Raw genomic sequence first — 16,340 nt, forward strand, 5'->3', positions numbered from 1 at the left:
CGAAAGTGTCCGAAACGGGGCGATTGGCCCAACCTAGCCGCCCGTCGAGGTGTCAGGAATGCGCGAAAATGTCCTCTTCCGCCCAGCCCTGGAGGTCGAGCAAGGCGCGGGTCGGCAGGAAGTCGAAGCAGGCCTTGGCCAGCCCCGTGCGGCCTTCCCGCACCAGCATGGCGTCGAGCCGCTCGCGCAAGGCGTGCAGGTGCAGCACGTCGGAGGCGGCATAGGCGAGCTGCGGCTCGGTCAGGCTGTCGGAGCCCCAGTCGCTGGATTGCTGCTGCTTGGAGAGGTCGACATTGAGCACCTCGCGCACGAGGTCCTTGAGGCCGTGGCGGTCGGTATAGGTGCGGGTCAGGCGGGAGGCGATCTTGGTGCAATAGATCGGCCCGGTCATAACGCCGAAGCTCTGGTACAGCACCGCGACGTCGAACCGCGCGAAGTGGAAGATCTTGGTGATTGCGGGATTGGCCAAGAGCGCCTTCAGGTTCGGCGCGTCGGTGTGGCCCTTGGGGATCTGCACGACGTCGGCACTGCCGTCGCCGGGCGAGAGCTGCACCACGCAGAGCCGGTCGCGGTGCGGGTTCAGCCCCATGGTCTCGGTGTCGATCGCCACCGCTCCGGTGTAGCGGGACAGGTCGGGCAGGTCGCCGCGGTGCAGGCGTACGGTCATGGCGTTTCAAAACCTCGGGTCGAATCGGTCTGTCGGCACAATAGGCTAATTCGGATTGCCCGCGATGTAGCCATTGCGGGCCGTCCGCGCAACCGCGGTCATGCCCTCACGGGGCCGGGCAGATCACCGCCATGCAGCTGGCGGCAGGTGCGTGGCACGCGATCAAGGTTGCGAGCGGAGATGGAGGGCTTCCGGCCCCCGGGCTGTTGCATGGATCCCACAACCCGGCGCGAGCTTCATGGTCCGGCACAACTTGCGTCATGCGCCCCGTGAAAATCGTCCCCACCCACCCCATCTGTTGCCGATCCCCCGCGCCCTTGCCCCGCTCATCACCAATGAGATGTCATGACCGAACAGACGTTAGCTGCGCCTATCGACGATCAACAGGACCGCCAGCGCGGCTTTTCGCGCTACCAGGCGCTCCTCATCGCGCTGCTCGCGTTCACGCAGTTCACGATCATCCTCGATTTCATCATCATGTCGCCGCTCGGCGCCATCCTGATGCCCGCGCTCGACATCACGGCCACCCAATTCGGCGTCGCGGTGTCGGCCTACGCATTCAGCGCGGGACTGTCGGGTATCTTGGCCGCCGGCTTTGCCGACCGCTTCGACCGCAAGCGCCTGCTGCTGTTCTTCTATGTCGGCTTCACGCTCGGCACCCTGCTCTGCGCAATGGCGCAGACCTACCATGTGCTGCTGCTCGGCAGGATCGTGACCGGATTGTTCGGCGGCGTGATCGGCTCGGTCGTGCTGGCCATCATCACCGACCTGTTCCCGCTGCATTTGCGCGGCCGCGTGATGGGATTCGTCCAGACGGCGTTCGCCGCGAGCCAGGTGCTCGGCATTCCCGCCGGGCTGTTTCTCGCCAATCACTGGAACTGGCATGTCTGCTTCGCCGCGATCGTCGGCCTGTCGATCGCGGCGATCGCCATCATCGCCTTCGCCATGGAGCCGGTCGACGCGCATCTGCGGCTGAAGCAGGACAGGAACCCATTCCACCATCTGATCGCGACGGTCGCACAGAAGCGCTACACGCTGGCCTTCGCGGTCACGACATTGCTGGCGACGGGCGGGTACATGCTGATGCCGTTCTACACCGTGAACAATCTCGGCATCGACATGCTGCATTTGCCGACGATCTATCTCGTCTCCGGCCTGTTCAGCATCGTCACGGGGCCGCTGGTCGGCAGGGCGAGCGACGCGTTCGGCAAATATCCGACGTTTGTCTTCGGCAGCGTGGTGTCTGTCATCATGGTGCTGATCTACACCCATCTCGGCCACGTCTCGCTCGCGACCGCGATCCTCGTCAACGTCCTGATGTTCGTCGGCATCTTCTCGCGCATGATCCCGTCGCAGGCGCTGATGTCGGCGATCCCCGACCCCAGCCAGCGCGGCTCGTTCAGCGCGATCAGCGCCTCACTCCAGCAGTTCTCCGGCGGCCTCGGTTCGATGCTCGCCGGCGCGATCATCGCGCAAGCGCCGGACGGCTCGCTGATCCATTTCGACCGGATCGGCTACGTCGTCGTCGCATCGGCGATGGTGTCGCTGGTCGCGATGTATTTTGTGCAGAAGGCGGTGGCGGAGAGGGCGGGGAGAAGGGTGGTGTGAGGGCGGGCGGATTTGTCCCGCTAGGGATCTTCGCGACGGCGACGCAGACCGGGAGCGGCCCCATTTTGGGTCCACATCCCGCAAAATGGTGCCCAGGAAAGGACTCGAACCTTCACGGCCGTTAAGCCACTGGCACCTGAAGCCAGCGCGTCTACCAATTCCACCACCTGGGCATGCCGTTTGGGGCACGGAGGCGGTTACTACGGTTCGGTGACGCCGTTGTCAATTCATGCTTGAGCCATGTTTCGGCTTGCGGATTGCGCATCGCAAACCGGCTCGATACAAGCCTCGTCAGGCGCACTCTCCCTCAGGAAAAGATCCCCATGGCATCGAATCTGGAAACTCTCGTCACGGTTTTCGGCGGATCGGGGTTTTTGGGCCGAAATGTCGTCCGGGCGCTGTGCAAGCGGGATTACCGGGTCCGGGTCGCGGTGCGGCGGCCGGAACTGGCTGGATACCTCCAACCCTCCGGCAAGGTCGGCCAGGTCCATGTGGTGCAGGCCAACCTGCGCTACCCCGCCTCGGTCGAGGCGGCGCTGCGTGATTCGGATGTCGTGATCAACCTGGTTGGCATCCTCACCGAGAGTGGCAAACAGAGCTTCGACGCGGTCCAGGCCAAGGGCGCCGAGACGGTCGCCAAGGCGGCGGCCGCCCTAGGGGCCCGCCTGGTGCATGTCTCGGCGATCGGCGCCGACGCGGAATCGCCCTCGCGCTATGCCAAGGCCAAGGCGGCCGGCGAGGCGGCGGTCTTGGCCGCGGTGCCCTCGGCCACGATCTTCCGCCCGTCCGTGATGTTCGGCCCCGAGGACCAGTTCACCAACCGCTTTGCGGCGCTGGCCCGGATGTCGCCGGTGCTGCCGCTGATCGGCGGCGAGACGAAGATGCAGCCGGTCTATGTCGGCGATGTCGCCACCGCGATCGCGGATGCGGTCGACGGCAAGGCCAAGGCGGGCGCAACCTACGAGCTCGGCGGGCCGGAGGTGCTGACCATGCGCGAGATCATCGAGGCCATCCTCGAGATCACCGCTCGCAAGCCGACGCTGGTGCCGCTGCCGTTTGGGCTTGCCCGCTTCCAGGCCAACTTCCTGCAATTCGCGCCGGGCGCGTTCAAGTTGACGCCCGACCAGGTCACGCTGCTCGAGCGCGACAATGTCGTGTCGGATGCGGCGAAGGCGGTTGGGCTGACGCTGGAAGGCCTCGGCATCACGGCGGATTCGCTCGAAGCGATCGCTCCGCAATATCTATGGCGCTTCCGCGCCGCCGGGCAGTTCCAGCGCATGAGCATTTGAGCCCGGCTTAGGCCGCGAGCTCGGTTAACCTCTCCCGCTTGCGGGAGAGGTCGGCGCGTTCCGGGCGATGCGAAGCATCGTCCCGCGCGCCGGTGAGGGCTTTCTCGTCATCGGGAGTCTCTCTGCGGAGAGACCCTCTCCCCAGCCCTCTCCCGCAAGCGGGAGAGGGAGCTCACCGTCCTTGCGGCAAGGACCGGCGCGTCAGCAAGCTTTCGAGAGTTATCGCCCCAACGCCAGCGCGATCAGGCCGAGCGTGCCGACGATGACGCGCCACCAGGCGAACACCACGAAGCCGTGGCGGGTGACGTATGTCAAAAACGTCTTCACCACGATGACCGCGGTGATGAACGACACCACGAAGCCGATCGCGACGATGCCCATGTGGTCCATCGTCATCTCGGAGCGGTTCTTGTAGAAGTCGTAGGCGAACGCGCCGATCATGGTGGGGATCGCGAGGAAGAACGAGAACTCCGCCGCCGCGCGCTTGTCCGCGCCCAGCAGCATGGCGGCGACGATGCTGGCGCCGGAGCGCGATACGCCCGGGATCATCGCCACGCACTGCGCGATGCCGATATAGAGATACATCAGCAGCGGAAACCGGGTGGCGTCATGCTCGCGCGGCTTGAGGTCGAGCTTGTCGACCCAGAGCAGGATGGCGCCGCCGACGATCAGCGTGAAGCACACGACCCACGGGTTGAACAGCACACTCTTGATGTACTTGCCGGCGACGAGGCCGACCACGACAGCCGGCAGGAACGCCACCAGCACGCCGATCACGAAACGGCGCGAATAGGTGTCGCCCGTGAAGAAGCCGATCACGACGTCCCACAGCTTCTTGAAGTACAGCCCGACGATCGCGAGGATCGCACCGAGCTGGATCAGAACCGTAAACGAATCCCAGAAGGCGCCTTCGCCGAGATGGAAGAAGCGCTCCGCAAGCAGGAGGTGGCCGGTCGAAGAAACGGGAAGGAACTCGGTCACACCCTCGATGATGCCGAGGATCACTGCCCGTATTACATCTGACATATTTACGGTCCATTTCCGCTGGAAAAGCGGGGTTCTTCTCGCCTATTCGCCTCCATGCTGCAATCGCAAAATACGACATCACGCTCTTGCTTCGCGGTTTTGAAGGACTAGTGTGGCGCCGCACAAACATTGATGGATTCTTAAGCACCATCAAATAGTCAAAGGCTTCATGTTTACGCTGTTTCATCATCCGTTCTGTCCGCATTCGCGCTTCATCCGCTTGATCGCGGGCGAATACGGGCTCGACCTCAAGCTGGTCGAAGAGCGCAGCTGGGAACGGCGCGAGGCATTCCTGCTGCTCAATGCCGCCGGCACCACGCCGGTCCTGGTGGACGAGGAACAGCCACCGATACCGGGCGCGGCGATCATCGCCGAATATGTCGACGAGGCCTATGGCGCGGGGATGGGACCCAAGCGCCTGATGCCGGAGACGCTTCCCGAACGCGTCGAGGTGCGCCGGCTGATGGCCTGGTTCAACGAGAAGTTCTTCGAGGAGGTCTCCCACCCGCTCGTCACCGAGCGCATCTACAAGCGCTTCATGAGCGAGGAGAACGGCGGCGGTGCGCCCTCGGCCGACGTGATGCGCGCCGCCAAGGCGAATGTGCGCTATCATCTGGCTTATATCGGCTGGCTGGCGCAGACGCGTAACTTCCTCGCCGGAGACCGGCTCACCTACGCGGATCTCGCCGCCGCGGCGCATCTTTCGGCGATCGACTATCTGGGCGACGTGCCATGGAGCGAGGACGACGCGGCAAAGGCGTGGTACGCGCGGGTGAAATCCCGCCCGTCGTTCCGCCCGCTGCTGAGCGAATGGCTCGCCGGCGTGCCGGCGTCGCGGACCTATGTGGACCTGGATTTCTGAGCTCTGCCGATCTGTCTGAACTGAAGGCGAAGTTGACGACCGAGGCAAAGGCGCTCGGCTTCGACTGCATCGGCGTGACCGAGCCCGGCACGATCGAGACGGCCGGAAAGCATTTCCTCGAGTTCATCGCCTCGGGCGGCCATGGCGACATGGACTGGCTCGCGGCACAGCCGGAGCGCCGCGTCGATCCGCGCGGGCTATGGCAGGACGTGCGCAGCGTCATCATGCTCGGCGTCAATTACGGGCCCGACGCCGATCCCCTCGCGATCCTCGAGCAGCGCACGCGCGCGGCGATCTCGGTCTATGCGCAAGGAGACGACTATCACGATCTGGTCAAGAAGCGCCTGAAGGCGCTTGCGCGCTGGCTGGTCGCGGCCGCACCGTCGGAAGTGAAGGTGTTCGTCGACACCGCCGCGGTGATGGAAAAGCCGCTGGCGCAGGCCGCGCATCTGGGCTGGCAGGGCAAGCACACCAATCTCGTCTCGCGCGAGTTCGGCTCCTGGCTGTTCCTCGGCGCGATCTACACCACGCTCGACTTGCCGCGCGACGCTGCCGAGATCGATCATTGCGGCTCGTGCCAAGCCTGTCTCGACATCTGCCCGACCGCGGCGTTCCCCGCGCCATACAAGCTCGATGCGCGCCGCTGCATCTCGTATCTCACCATCGAGAACAAGGGACCGATCCCGCGCGAATTTCGCAAAGCCATCGGCAACCGCATCTATGGCTGCGACGATTGCCTTGCCGCCTGCCCCTGGAACAAGTTTGCGCAAGCGGGACGCGAGACCAAGCTCGCCGCGCGCGACGAATTGCGTGCGCCTGGCCTCGCCGAACTGGCGCGGCTCGATGATGCGGCGTTTCGTGCACTGTTCACGAAGTCGCCGGTCAAGCGCATCGGCCGCGATCGCTTCTTGCGCAACGTGCTGATCGCGATCGGCAACTCGGGAGAAGCGGCACTCGCGGAGGAGGCGCAGCGATTGCTGGGGGATGAGAGCGCATTGGTGCGCGGAGCCGCGGTATGGGCGCTGGCGCAGTTGGTGGCGCGGGATGCGTTTGAGGCGATGAGATCCGTCGCGATGGGCAACGAGCACGACGAAGGCGTGCGTGAGGAGTGGGACCTCGCCACCTAATTCTCGGTGTCATGCCCCGCGAAGGCGGGGGCATCCAGTACGCCGAGGCCTATCGATTGAACCACAACCGTCTCGGAGTACTGGATCGCCCGCCTTCGCGGGCGATGACAGCGGAGAACGAGGAGAACGGGCGCCCTTGATTTCCCCGCGAGTTCCTTCAAGGTCGCGCGTCATGACAGACATGCCTTTCTTCACCCGCGACGGCGATACATTCCATCCGACGGAAGTCGCCAATGGCCCGTGGGATCCGAAATCGCTGCACGGACGCGTCATCGTCGGCCTGCTCGGCTTTGCCATCGAGGAACGCCATTCCGGCCCTGAATTCGTGCCGGCGCGGCTGACCGTCGACATGTTTCGGCTGCCGACGATCGACAAGCCGATCGAAGTGACGACGCGGCTCGTGCGTGACGGCCTGCGCATCCGCGTGGTCGAGGCGGAATTTGTCTCCGGCGGCGTCGGCATGGCGCGCGCCTCCTGTCAGCTGCTGCGCAAGACGCAGAACCCTGATGGCAATGTCTGGTCGCCGCCGAACTGGGACGTGCCGAAACCGGCCGACATTCCAAAGCCGACCGATCCCAGGCTTGGCATGCACGGCAAATGGACGACGCGGCCGATCGTCGGCCATATGGGCTCGCTCGGTCCGCGCCGGCTCTGGATGAGCGAGGTGCGCGAGCTCGTTGCCGGCGTGCCGATGACGCCGTTCGTGCATGTCGCTGTTGGCGCCGATTTCGCGAGCCCGTTTGCGAACGCCGGCGACAAGGGGCTCGGCTACATCAACAGCGACGTGACGATCTATCTGCACCGCCTGCCGGTGACGAACTGGATCGGCTTCGACGTGGTGAACCACCAGGCCACCGACGGTGTCGCGATCGGCGAATGCTGGCTCTACGACGAACAGGGCCCGATCGGCACGGCCACCGTCGCCGCGCTGGCGCAGCGCAAGCCGATGGCGAATCCGTCGAAGCGGTAGAGATACGAGGTCTCTCGACTTTGTCATTCCGGAATGCGCCGTCAGGCGCAGACCCGGAATCCATCGAGCCGCAGGCCGAGAGGCGAAATGGATTCCGGGCTCGCGCCAAGTGGCGCGCCCCGGAATGACGAGAGGAGAGAGTCGCGCCTACGCCAGATGCCGCTTCATCTCCGGCCGCGCCTTCAGCTCCGCGCCCTGCCTGGCGACGATCTTCGCAATTCTTTCAGGCGCGAACTTCAAATCGACAAACGCCGGTGCGGTGTTAGCGACCTCGTGATAGCTCGCGATCCTGCCGCCCTTCAGCGTCATGATCGCGACACCTTCGAACATCGCCCGCGCGCCGTTCGCTTCCGGCAAGGTGGAACGATAGCTGAAAGTGTAGCGCGCATAGAGCGTGGTGCCGTCGGTTACAGGATCATGCATGTCCCAGCGAAAGTCGGTCGCCGTGCGATAGAACCAGTCATCGATCATGGCGTCGATCTTCTCGCGGCCTGCGAATGCGCCGTAGAAGACATCGTGATAGACGCCGTCCTCGGTGAAGAGATCGGCAAACGCGCGGCCGTTGCGCTGTTCGACAGCGTCGCAGAAGGCGCGCAGCATGGCGGTGGTGGTCATCGTATTTGCCTCCCAGAGTTTCTTCTTCCCCTCTCCCCTTGTGGGAGAGGGTGGATCAATCGCGCTTTGCGCGATTGAGGCGGGTGAGGGGTTGCTTCCGCAAATCCAACTCGCATTCGAGTATGCGGAGAAAACCCCTCATCCGGCGCCGTAGCCGATGCGAAGCATCGGCGTTTTTAAGAACGGCGGCCGAAGGCCGCCTATGCCACCTTCCCCCACAAGGGGGGAAGGAAGAAAATCACGTCACCCGATCTCGGCCACCGCGGCAAGAATGCGCGCGATGTCCTGCGGGCGCGAGAGGCGGTGGTCGCCATCCTGGATCAGGGTCAGCACGACGTCGTCGGCCGGCAGACGGTGCGTCAGCGCGAAGGCGTGCTGCCAGGGCACATCAGGGTCCTGTGCGCCTTGCAGGATGCGGACGGGACAGCCGAGATCGATGGCGCCGCCGAGCACGAGATGGTTGCGGCCCTCCTCGATCAGATTCCGCGTGATCGGATAGGGCGAGCCGTCGCCATACTCGGACGGCCGCAGCCAGACGCCCTTGGTCTCGATCTCCTTCTTCACCGCAGCCGGAAAATTCTTCCACATCAGCTCCTCGGTGAAGTCGGGCGCCGGCGCGATCAGCACGAGGCCGGCGAGCGACGCGCTCTCTTGCTGGTTCTCCTGTTGGTTCTCTTGCCGGTTCTCCTGGCGCTTCCTGATCTCGCGCGCGAGCAGCAGCGCCATCCAGCCGCCCATGGAGGAGCCGATCAGGATCTGCGGGCCGTCGCAGAACCGCTCGAACACCGCGACGCTCTCCTCCAGCCAGCGCCCGATGGTTCCGTCGGCGAAATCGCCGCCCGATTCGCCGTGGCCGGAATAGTCGAACCGGACCGCGGCGCGGCAGTGATCCCCAGCCCAGGCGTCCAGCGCCAGCGCCTTGCTGCCCTGCATGTCCGACTTGAACCCGCCGAGCCAGACGAGGCCGGGGCCCTTTCCGGCGCGGCGGCGCACCGCGATCCTGCGCGCGGACGCGCCCTCGCCCACATCGATGAAATCGAGCACGGTATCGGGAATTGCATCGGTCATGGAACGTTTACTCTGACTGTGTGGTTTGAGCTGTCTGGGCGTGTTCCGTGGTGCCGCCGGACACCGGCATTGGCCCTTTGGGACGCTTGCGGAACAGAGGCAAGGTGTCTATGTCGGTCAGCGTGCCCGGGGGCGTGTCCAAAATGCCTCGCATTTGAGGGTTTTTCGCTTCGCGTACGCGACTTGCTTGCCGGCAAACGCATCTTCCTTCAAAATAGCCGCTTCTTTCACAACTTTGGAGAACCACCCATTCGCCGTCCTAATAAAGCTCCGCCCGCTGCCAGCAAAGACGGGCCGCGCATCAATGATGATATCCGCAATGCGCAGATCCAGCTGATCGATCAGACCGGTGACAACAAAGGCACGGTCGAGACCGTCGTCGCCATCAAGATGGCCCAGGAAGCTGGTATGGATCTGGTCGAGATTTCGCCGAATACCAGCCCTCCCGTCTGCAAGATCATGGACTACGGGAAGTACAAGTATTCCGCTCAGAAGAAAGCCGCCGAAGCCCGCAAGCGGCAGAAGACCGTCGAGATCAAGGAGATCAAGCTCCGCCCGATGATCGACGATCACGATTACGACGTGAAGATGCGCGCGATGCAGCGGTTCTTCGAAGAGGGCGACAAGGTCAAGATCACGCTGCGCTATCGCGGCCGTGAAATGGCGCACCAGGAGATCGGCACCAAGCTTCTGGACAAGATCAAGACCGACGTCGCCGAGCTCGCCAAGGTCGAGCAGGACGCGCGGTTCGAAGGCCGTCAGGTCGTCATGGTGCTGGCGCCGCGCTGACGCCAGTTATTTGGGATTGAGAGTTAACGGCCCGTCCGGATCTCCGGCGGGCCGTTTGTGTGTCAGCTCCGCGTCGCGTGCCAGGTGCCGCTGCACTGGTCGCCGGAAATGATGCCGCGCCACGAGCCGGCGCCGTTTACGCCGGCAAGCCGGCCGCCGCCGCTGGCATGGGACGCGCCGACGGAGACATAGACCGCCACCATGCCGGAGCGCTTGACCCTGCCCGAGACCCGGCCGCCGCCGGCTGACGAGACGCGGCCGCCGGTCACGGTGAAGGGGACGCTGTAGCCCGAGCTGCAATTGCCACGGGTGGTGGCGAAGGTGACGTTCCAGATGCCGTCATAGCCGCCGGCGCGGGCATCGGCGGTGGACGGCAGCGCAGCGGCGGCGAGCACGGCAAGCAGCGCCAGGCGGCGCGGGCGGGTAAACTGCGGGGCAAATTGCGGGATTAATTGCGAGAAATGGGCCATTTTGGTCCTGCTCCAGGCGACACGGCTTGGACATGAGGATAGCAATTCCGGATAGTCGGCGGGCGGGTTTCGGCGGTTCATCGTTGCCAATCGGCTCCCGCTCTGGCATAAGCCCAGCCTTCATCGCCCGGCTGATTAAGGGCTGCCGTGGCGGTGTTTCGTGCGGGTTTCGCGCTTGTTCGTAGAAACCTGAGCACAATCAACGCTCTAACGAGCATTTTTGACGGCCAGCCGCCTTCGCGGGCGGATTTCTGTGGCCATTAGGAGAGCCAAATGCCCAAGCTGAAGACCAAATCGGGCGCTAAAAAGCGCTTCAAGGTGACTGCCACCGGCAAAGTGATGCACGCCCAGCGCGGCAAGCGTCACGGCATGATCAAGCGGACGAAGAAGCAGATCCGTCAGCTTCGCGGCACCCGCGTGCTGTTCAAGACCGACGGCGACAACGTCAAGAAGTACTTCTTGCCGAACGCCTGATCGCGTCCACGATCACTGCCACCGCAGCCGCGCCTTCCGCGGCGATCCGAAAACCAAGTCATCTCTGAAGGATTTTTGTCATGTCTCGCGTCAAACGCGGTGTGACCGCCCACGCCAAGCACAAGAAAGTCTACAAGGCCGCCAAGGGCTTCTACGGCCGCCGCAAGAACACCATCCGCGCCGCCAAGCCGGCCGTGGAGAAGGCCCAGCAGTACGCCTTCCGCGACCGCAAGCGCAAGAAGCGGACGTTCCGCGCGCTCTGGATCCAGCGCCTCAACGCCGCTGTGCGTCCGTTCGGCCTGACCTACAGCCGATTTATCGACGGTCTCGCCAAGTCGGGCATCACCGTGGACCGCAAGGTGCTGTCGGATCTCGCGATCAACGAGCCCGCGTCGTTTCAGGCGATCGCCGAGAAGGCCAAGGCCGCGCTCGCGGCCTGAGGTCACTCGCGCGCGGGCCTAACGATTCTTGACTAACGGTTCTTGACTAGCGGTTCTTGGGGCCCGCAGCCTGCAGCGCGCGTTGCGAGTAACGCTGGGCGACCTCCGCCCGGCAGAATGCCGCAAACGATAGATACATGGTGCCGGATTTATTCCGGTACTTTCGGTCGCAGACGCGCATCTCGCGTTGATAGGCCTGTTTCAGCGCAGCGTTGAGGCCGGGCATGAAGTCCGCCTCGCATTTCTTCTCGACGGCAGCGCCGAGCTGGACATCGCCGCTCGCGGTCAGTTGGCAATCCTGAAACACCTTCATCGCGCTTTCGCAGCCCTTCTGGGCGTTGATGGTGTCGACGACCTCGTCCAGCGTCATGGACTTCTCCATGCAGACCATGGCGCGTGCCGGGGTGCCGGCAACCGATAGAACGACGGCCAGAATGGCCAGGCAGGACCTTGAGAGCATCACGAATTCTCCTCGTATCCCCCTTGGTGCCGGCGCCCCGCGCGAGGTTCAACCCAGCCGTTCTTCAGCCCGAAATGACCGGCTTTTCGCTTGACGTTACGGCCTTCCGGCGGCGACAACCCAGCCGAATTTAGCAGCAAGGATTTGACTGTGTCCGACCTCGCAACGCTCGAAACATCCATCCTCGATCAGGTCGCCGCCGCCGGCGACGAAGCCGCCCTCGAAGCGGTGCGCGTCGCAGCCCTCGGCAAGAAGGGTTCGATTTCCGCTCTGCTTGCCACGCTCGGCAAGATGTCGCCGGACGAGCGCAAGACGCAGGGCGCCGCGATCAACCAGGCCAAGGACAGGGTCACCGAGGCGCTCGCGGCAAAGCGCGACGTCTTGAAGTCGGCGGCGCTCGATGCGCGGCTGGCGTCCGAAACCATCGACGTGACGCTGCCGCTGCGCGAGGCGCCGACCGATGCCGGCCGCATCCATCCGCTGAGCCAGGTCTGGGACGAGCTGACCACGATCTTCGCCGACATGGGCTTCTCCGTCGCCGAAGGTCCCGACATCGAGACCGACGACTACAACTTCACCAAGCTGAACTTCCCGGAAGGCCATCCCGCGCGCGAGATGCACGACACCTTTTTCTTCCATCCGAAGGAGGACGGCTCGCGCATGCTGCTGCGGACCCACACCTCGCCGGTGCAGGTGCGCACGATGCTGAGCCAGAAGCCGCCGATCCGCGTGATCTGCCCGGGCCGCACCTACCGCATCGATTCGGATGCGACCCACACGCCGCAATTCCACCAGGTCGAAGGGCTCGTCATCGACAAGCACTCGCATCTCGGCCACCTCAAATGGATCCTGCACGAGTTCTGCAAGGCGTTCTTCGAGGTCGACCACATCAACATGCGCTTCCGTCCGTCGTTCTTCCCGTTCACCGAGCCGTCGCTGGAAGTCGACATCCAGTGCCGCCGCGACAAGGGCGAGATCCGCTTCGGCGAGGGTGAGGACTGGCTGGAGATTCTCGGCTGCGGCATGGTGCACCCGAACGTGCTGCGCGCCTGCGGCATCGATCCCGACGAATACCAGGGCTTCGCCTGGGGCATGGGCATCGACCGCATCGCCATGCTGAAATACGGCATCGCCGACCTGCGCCAGCTGTTCGACAGCGACGTCCGCTGGCTGTCCCATTACGGCTTCAAGCCGCTCGAAGTGCCGACTCTCGCGGGAGGGCTGAGCTCGTGAAATTCACCCTCTCCTGGCTGAAGGATCATCTCGAGACCGACGAGCCGCTGGACAGGCTCGCCGACAAGCTCACCATGATCGGGCTCGAGGTCGAGAACATCGAGGACAAGGCGAAGGCGCTGAAGCCTTTCACCATCGCGAAGGTGATCTCGGCCGAGCAGCATCCGAATGCCGATCGCCTGCGCGTCTGCATGGTGGACACCGGCGACGGTGGCGCGCCGGTGCAGGTCGTGTGCGGCGCGCCGAATGCGCGCGCGGGTCTCGTCAGCGTGTTCTCGGCCCCCGGCACCTACATTCCGGGCAAGGACATCACGCTGGGCGTCGGCACCATCCGCGGCGTCGAGAGCCGCGGCATGCTGTGCTCGGCGGCCGAGCTCCAGATCTCGAATGACCATGACGGCATCATGGAATTGCCGGCGGACGCGCCGATCGGCGCTGCTTACGCCGAATGGGCCGCGCTCGGCGATCCCGTGGTCGAGATCAATTTGACGCCGAACCGGCAGGACTGCACCGGCGTGCACGGCATCGCGCGCGACCTCGCCGCCGCCGACATGGGCAAGTTCAAGGACCCGACCATCAAGCCGGTCAAGGGCGAATTCCCGTGTCCCGTGAAGGTCACGGTCGAGGACGCCACGCTCTGTCCGGGCTTCGCGCTCCGCCTCGTGCGCGGCGTCAAGAACGGCCCGTCGCCGGAATGGCTGCAGAAGCGGCTGACCGCGATCGGGCTGCGTCCGATCAACGCGCTGGTCGACATCACCAACTTCATGACCTACGACCGCGCGCGCCCGCTGCACGTGTTCGACGCCAGGAAGGTGAAGGGCAATCTCGTGGTGCGCCGCGCCCGCGACGGCGAGACGCTGCTCGCGCTGGACGGCCGCACCTATAATCTCGATTCCTCGACCTGCGTGATCGCCGACGAGCACGGCGTCGAATCGCTCGCCGGCATCATGGGCGGCGAAGCCTCGGGCTGCGACGAGAACACGACCGATGTCTTGATCGAGTCCGCGCTGTGGAACGAGATCAACATCGCCCAGACCGGCCGCAAGCTCGGCATCAATTCCGATGCACGTTATCGCTTCGAGCGCGGCGTCGATCCGGCCTTCATGGTGCCGGGGCTGGAGCTCGCGACCAAGCTGGTGATGGAGATGTGCGGCGGCGCGCCGTCCGAGAACGTCGTGGTCGGCAAGGCCTTCGGCGATGACCGCGTGATCGATTTCCCGGTGACCGAGGTCAAGCGCCTGTCCGGCATCGAGGTGCCGCAGCCGGAGATGAAGCGCATCCTGACCCATCTCGGCTTCATGATGGCGGGCCCGGGTCCCGTGGTGAAGGTCGCGGTGCCCTCGTGGCGCACCGATGTGCACGGCAAGGCCGACATCGTCGAGGAGATCGTCCGCATCTACGGCGTCGACAAGGTGCCGATGACGCCGTTCGAGCGCGGCGAGGATGCGCGCAAACCGGTGCTTACCCCGCTCCAGCTCCGCACCCGCCGCGCGCGGCGCGCGCTCGCGAGCCGTGGCATCATCGAGGCGGTGACGTGGTCGTTCATCACGAAGTCTGCGGCAAAACTGTTCGGCGGCGGCCAGCGCGAACTCGAAGTCGCCAACCCGATCGCATCTGATCTCTCCGACATGCGCCCGACTCTGCTGGCGGGCCTGATCGCGGCGGCGCAGGCCAATGCCGATCGCGGCTTCGGCGATGTCGCGCTGTTCGAGGTCGGCCAGGTGTTCAAGGGCGATCGCCCGCAGGATCAGTTCATGGCGGCGAGCGGCGTGCGCCGCGGCTTTGCCTCGTCCGAGGGTCTCGGACGGCACTGGTCGGGCTCGGTGCAGGCTGACCTGTTCGACGCCAAGGCCGATGCGCTGGCGGTGCTGGCCGCTGCCGGCGCGCCGATGCAGGCGCTCCAGATCGTCGCCGGCGGTCCCGGCTGGCTGCATCCGGGGCGTTCCGGCACGATCCAGATCGGCCCGCAGAACGTCCTCGGTTATTTCGGCGAGATGCATCCGCGCGCGCTGGAAGCGCTCGGCGCCGACGGTCCGCTGATGGTGTTCGAGGTCATCCTCGACCGCGTCCCCGAGGCCAAGAAGAGGCCGACCCGCGCCAAGCCCTTGATCGAGCTGTCGGCCTTCCAGCCGGTGTCGCGCGACTTCGCCTTCATCGTCGACCGCACCGTGAAGGCCGGCGACATCGTGCGCGCCGCGCAAGGCGTCGACAAGAAGCTGATCACCGGCGTCAACGTGTTCGACGTCTACGAGGGCAAGGGCATCGATGACGGCAAGAAGTCGATCGCGATCGCGGTGACGATCCAGCCGCGCGAGAAGACCCTGACCGACCAGGAGATCGAGGCCGTCGCCGCGAAGGTCGTGGCGGAGGTGACGAAGAAGACCGGCGGTACGCTGAGAGCATGATGCCGAAAAGTGTGAAGCGGTTTTCGGACAACATCATGCTCCAGAAATAAAGCATGAGTCTCACGGACTTCCTCCCGAAGGACGTCAGCCTCACCATTGCGATGGCGCTCTGCGCCGTCGCTTTCGTCTCGGGTACCGCGCGCGGCTTCTCCGGCTTCGGCTCGGCGCTGATCTTCATGCCGCTGGCGAGCAGCTTCGCGGCGCCGCGGCTCGTTGCCGCCCTGCTGCTCGTGATCGATTTCGTCGCAGCGCTGCCGCTGCTGCCCGACGCGTGGCGCAAGGCCGACCGCAAGGCCACGGCCGTGATCGTGCTCGGCGCGCTGATCGGCGTGCCCATAGGCACCTATTTTCTCAGCGTGCTCGAGCCCGTCACCACGCGCTGGATCATCTCCAGCTTCGTCGCCGCGCTATTGCTGCTGCTGCTGTCGGGCTGGCGCTATCGCGGCGAGGACCACGCCTGGCTCTCGGTCGGCATCGGCGGCCTCTCAGGCTTCTGCAGCGGGCTGGCGCAGACCGGCGGGCCGCCGATCGTCGGCTACTGGCTCGGCCGCCCGATCCCGTCGATCGTCGCGCGCGCCAACATCCTGTTGTTCTTCGGCGCGTCGGACTTCTTCTCGATGGTCAGTTACGCGACGACAGGCCTGATCAGCCGCGAATCGCTAATGCTCTCGCTCATCGTCGGTCCGGTCTACGCCATCGGCGTCGCATTCGGCGCCTCGCTGTTCGGCCGCGCCAGCGAAAAAATATTTCGCGGCATCTGCTATGCGCTGATCGCGATGGCGGTGATTTTTGGGCTGCCGGCGCTGGATGGGGTTTTGCGCTAACTCCCCAATGTCG

17 protein-coding genes and 1 tRNA gene are annotated in these 16,340 nt (G+C 64.7%); 11 read left to right on the forward strand and 7 right to left on the reverse strand.

All coding sequences use genetic code 11. The annotated features are described in order from the left end of the window. Window positions 1-52: 52 nt before the first annotated feature. Window positions 53-667: a ribonuclease D gene (locus tag ACFLEY_RS46915; protein WP_011083544.1), complete on the reverse strand. Its 615-nt coding sequence runs from the start codon at window positions 665-667 to the stop codon at window positions 53-55. 345 nt (window positions 668-1,012) lie between these two features. Between ACFLEY_RS46915 and ACFLEY_RS46920 the strand changes: the two genes are divergently transcribed. Further along, the gene (locus ACFLEY_RS46920) at window positions 1,013-2,275 is read left to right on the forward strand and encodes an MFS transporter (RefSeq protein ID WP_060909569.1); all 1,263 of its coding nucleotides are present in this window, start codon (window positions 1,013-1,015) and stop codon (window positions 2,273-2,275) included. An 86-nt stretch (window positions 2,276-2,361) separates the two neighbouring features. On the opposite strand, the gene ACFLEY_RS46925 is transcribed toward ACFLEY_RS46920, so the two are convergent. Beyond that, a tRNA-Leu gene (locus tag ACFLEY_RS46925) sits at window positions 2,362-2,448 on the reverse strand. Window positions 2,449-2,598: 150 nt separating this feature from the next. Between ACFLEY_RS46925 and ACFLEY_RS46930 the strand changes: the two genes are divergently transcribed. Further along, complete coding sequence (locus ACFLEY_RS46930; RefSeq protein ID WP_396604462.1) at window positions 2,599-3,564, forward strand: complex I NDUFA9 subunit family protein; 966 nt, start codon at window positions 2,599-2,601, stop codon at window positions 3,562-3,564. Between the two features lie 219 nt (window positions 3,565-3,783). On the opposite strand, the gene ACFLEY_RS46935 is transcribed toward ACFLEY_RS46930, so the two are convergent. Beyond that, entirely contained in the window at window positions 3,784-4,590 is an 807-nt protein-coding gene (locus ACFLEY_RS46935) for an undecaprenyl-diphosphate phosphatase (protein ID WP_060909570.1), read from the reverse strand. A gap of 169 nt (window positions 4,591-4,759) precedes the next feature. Here ACFLEY_RS46935 and ACFLEY_RS46940 point away from each other — a divergent pair, with 169 nt between their 5' ends. The 3 genes from ACFLEY_RS46940 (at window position 4,760) to ACFLEY_RS46950 (ending at window position 7,549) form a co-directional block, all read left to right on the forward strand. Next, window positions 4,760-5,452, forward strand: coding sequence for a glutathione S-transferase family protein (locus ACFLEY_RS46940; RefSeq protein ID WP_011083540.1), 693 nt, complete (start codon window positions 4,760-4,762; stop codon window positions 5,450-5,452). Then, complete coding sequence (queG, locus tag ACFLEY_RS46945) at window positions 5,401-6,579, forward strand: tRNA epoxyqueuosine(34) reductase QueG (protein ID WP_060909571.1); 1,179 nt, start codon at window positions 5,401-5,403, stop codon at window positions 6,577-6,579. The genes ACFLEY_RS46940 and queG overlap by 52 nt, the downstream gene beginning before the upstream one ends. A 172-nt stretch (window positions 6,580-6,751) precedes the next feature. Next, entirely contained in the window at window positions 6,752-7,549 is a 798-nt protein-coding gene (locus ACFLEY_RS46950; RefSeq protein WP_028172479.1) for an acyl-CoA thioesterase domain-containing protein, read from the forward strand. A 147-nt stretch (window positions 7,550-7,696) separates the two neighbouring features. On the opposite strand, the gene ACFLEY_RS46955 is transcribed toward ACFLEY_RS46950, so the two are convergent. Next, complete coding sequence (locus ACFLEY_RS46955) at window positions 7,697-8,164, reverse strand: nuclear transport factor 2 family protein (protein ID WP_060909572.1); 468 nt, start codon at window positions 8,162-8,164, stop codon at window positions 7,697-7,699. 243 nt (window positions 8,165-8,407) lie between these two features. Next, window positions 8,408-9,232: a carboxylesterase gene (locus tag ACFLEY_RS46960; RefSeq protein ID WP_060909573.1), complete on the reverse strand. Its 825-nt coding sequence runs from the start codon at window positions 9,230-9,232 to the stop codon at window positions 8,408-8,410. A 249-nt stretch (window positions 9,233-9,481) separates the two neighbouring features. Between ACFLEY_RS46960 and infC the strand changes: the two genes are divergently transcribed. Then, window positions 9,482-10,021 (forward strand): translation initiation factor IF-3, encoded by a 540-nt coding sequence (infC, locus tag ACFLEY_RS46965; protein ID WP_011083535.1) that lies wholly within the window; start codon window positions 9,482-9,484, stop codon window positions 10,019-10,021. Window positions 10,022-10,083: 62 nt separating this feature from the next. Here the strand turns inward: infC and ACFLEY_RS46970 are convergent, their stop codons facing one another. Then, window positions 10,084-10,491, reverse strand: coding sequence for a hypothetical protein (locus tag ACFLEY_RS46970; RefSeq protein WP_060909574.1), 408 nt, complete (start codon window positions 10,489-10,491; stop codon window positions 10,084-10,086). A gap of 273 nt (window positions 10,492-10,764) precedes the next feature. On the opposite strand from ACFLEY_RS46970, the gene rpmI reads away from it, so the two are divergent. Both rpmI and rplT read left to right on the forward strand, forming a co-directional pair. Next, window positions 10,765-10,965 (forward strand): 50S ribosomal protein L35, encoded by a 201-nt coding sequence (gene rpmI / locus ACFLEY_RS46975; protein ID WP_008539890.1) that lies wholly within the window; start codon window positions 10,765-10,767, stop codon window positions 10,963-10,965. Window positions 10,966-11,045: 80 nt separating this feature from the next. Then, entirely contained in the window at window positions 11,046-11,405 is a 360-nt protein-coding gene (gene rplT / locus ACFLEY_RS46980) for a 50S ribosomal protein L20 (protein ID WP_011083533.1), read from the forward strand. Between the two features lie 46 nt (window positions 11,406-11,451). Here the strand turns inward: rplT and ACFLEY_RS46985 are convergent, their stop codons facing one another. Beyond that, a complete protein-coding gene (locus ACFLEY_RS46985; protein WP_211433334.1) occupies window positions 11,452-11,865 on the reverse strand; it encodes a hypothetical protein in 414 nt (137 codons plus the stop codon). 150 nt (window positions 11,866-12,015) lie between these two features. Here ACFLEY_RS46985 and pheS point away from each other — a divergent pair, with 150 nt between their 5' ends. From pheS to ACFLEY_RS47000, 3 genes are read left to right on the forward strand one after another with little or no spacing between them, the layout of a single operon-like run. Then, window positions 12,016-13,098, forward strand: coding sequence for a phenylalanine--tRNA ligase subunit alpha (gene pheS / locus ACFLEY_RS46990; protein WP_060909576.1), 1,083 nt, complete (start codon window positions 12,016-12,018; stop codon window positions 13,096-13,098). After that, complete coding sequence (gene pheT / locus ACFLEY_RS46995; RefSeq protein WP_211433335.1) at window positions 13,095-15,503, forward strand: phenylalanine--tRNA ligase subunit beta; 2,409 nt, start codon at window positions 13,095-13,097, stop codon at window positions 15,501-15,503. Before pheS ends, pheT begins: the two co-directional genes overlap by 4 nt. A 53-nt stretch (window positions 15,504-15,556) precedes the next feature. After that, on the forward strand, window positions 15,557-16,327 hold the full coding sequence (locus tag ACFLEY_RS47000) for a sulfite exporter TauE/SafE family protein (RefSeq protein WP_060909577.1): 771 nt from the start codon (window positions 15,557-15,559) through the stop codon (window positions 16,325-16,327). Window positions 16,328-16,340 lie beyond the last annotated feature (13 nt).

Source organism: Bradyrhizobium sp. YCK136, from assembly GCF_044570075.1.
GTDB lineage: Bacteria > Pseudomonadota > Alphaproteobacteria > Rhizobiales > Xanthobacteraceae > Bradyrhizobium > Bradyrhizobium diazoefficiens.

Bases quoted from the DNA above. Each gene is read 5' to 3' on its own strand.
- ACFLEY_RS46915 (WP_011083544.1), bottom strand. From the start codon at position 667: ATGACCGTACGCCTGCACCGCGGCGACCTGCCCGACCTGTCCCGCTAC.
- ACFLEY_RS46920 (WP_060909569.1), top strand. From the start codon at position 1,013: ATGACCGAACAGACGTTAGCTGCGCCTATCGACGATCAACAGGACCGC.
- ACFLEY_RS46930 (WP_396604462.1), top strand. From the start codon at position 2,599: ATGGCATCGAATCTGGAAACTCTCGTCACGGTTTTCGGCGGATCGGGG.
- ACFLEY_RS46935 (WP_060909570.1), bottom strand. From the start codon at position 4,590: ATGTCAGATGTAATACGGGCAGTGATCCTCGGCATCATCGAGGGTGTG.
- ACFLEY_RS46940 (WP_011083540.1), top strand. From the start codon at position 4,760: ATGTTTACGCTGTTTCATCATCCGTTCTGTCCGCATTCGCGCTTCATC.
- queG (WP_060909571.1), top strand. From the start codon at position 5,401: ATGGCTCGCCGGCGTGCCGGCGTCGCGGACCTATGTGGACCTGGATTT.
- ACFLEY_RS46950 (WP_028172479.1), top strand. From the start codon at position 6,752: ATGACAGACATGCCTTTCTTCACCCGCGACGGCGATACATTCCATCCG.
- ACFLEY_RS46955 (WP_060909572.1), bottom strand. From the start codon at position 8,164: ATGACCACCACCGCCATGCTGCGCGCCTTCTGCGACGCTGTCGAACAG.
- ACFLEY_RS46960 (WP_060909573.1), bottom strand. From the start codon at position 9,232: ATGACCGATGCAATTCCCGATACCGTGCTCGATTTCATCGATGTGGGC.
- ACFLEY_RS46970 (WP_060909574.1), bottom strand. From the start codon at position 10,491: ATGGCCCATTTCTCGCAATTAATCCCGCAATTTGCCCCGCAGTTTACC.
- rpmI (WP_008539890.1), top strand. From the start codon at position 10,765: ATGCCCAAGCTGAAGACCAAATCGGGCGCTAAAAAGCGCTTCAAGGTG.
- rplT (WP_011083533.1), top strand. From the start codon at position 11,046: ATGTCTCGCGTCAAACGCGGTGTGACCGCCCACGCCAAGCACAAGAAA.
- ACFLEY_RS46985 (WP_211433334.1), bottom strand. From the start codon at position 11,865: ATGCTCTCAAGGTCCTGCCTGGCCATTCTGGCCGTCGTTCTATCGGTT.
- ACFLEY_RS47000 (WP_060909577.1), top strand. From the start codon at position 15,557: ATGAGTCTCACGGACTTCCTCCCGAAGGACGTCAGCCTCACCATTGCG.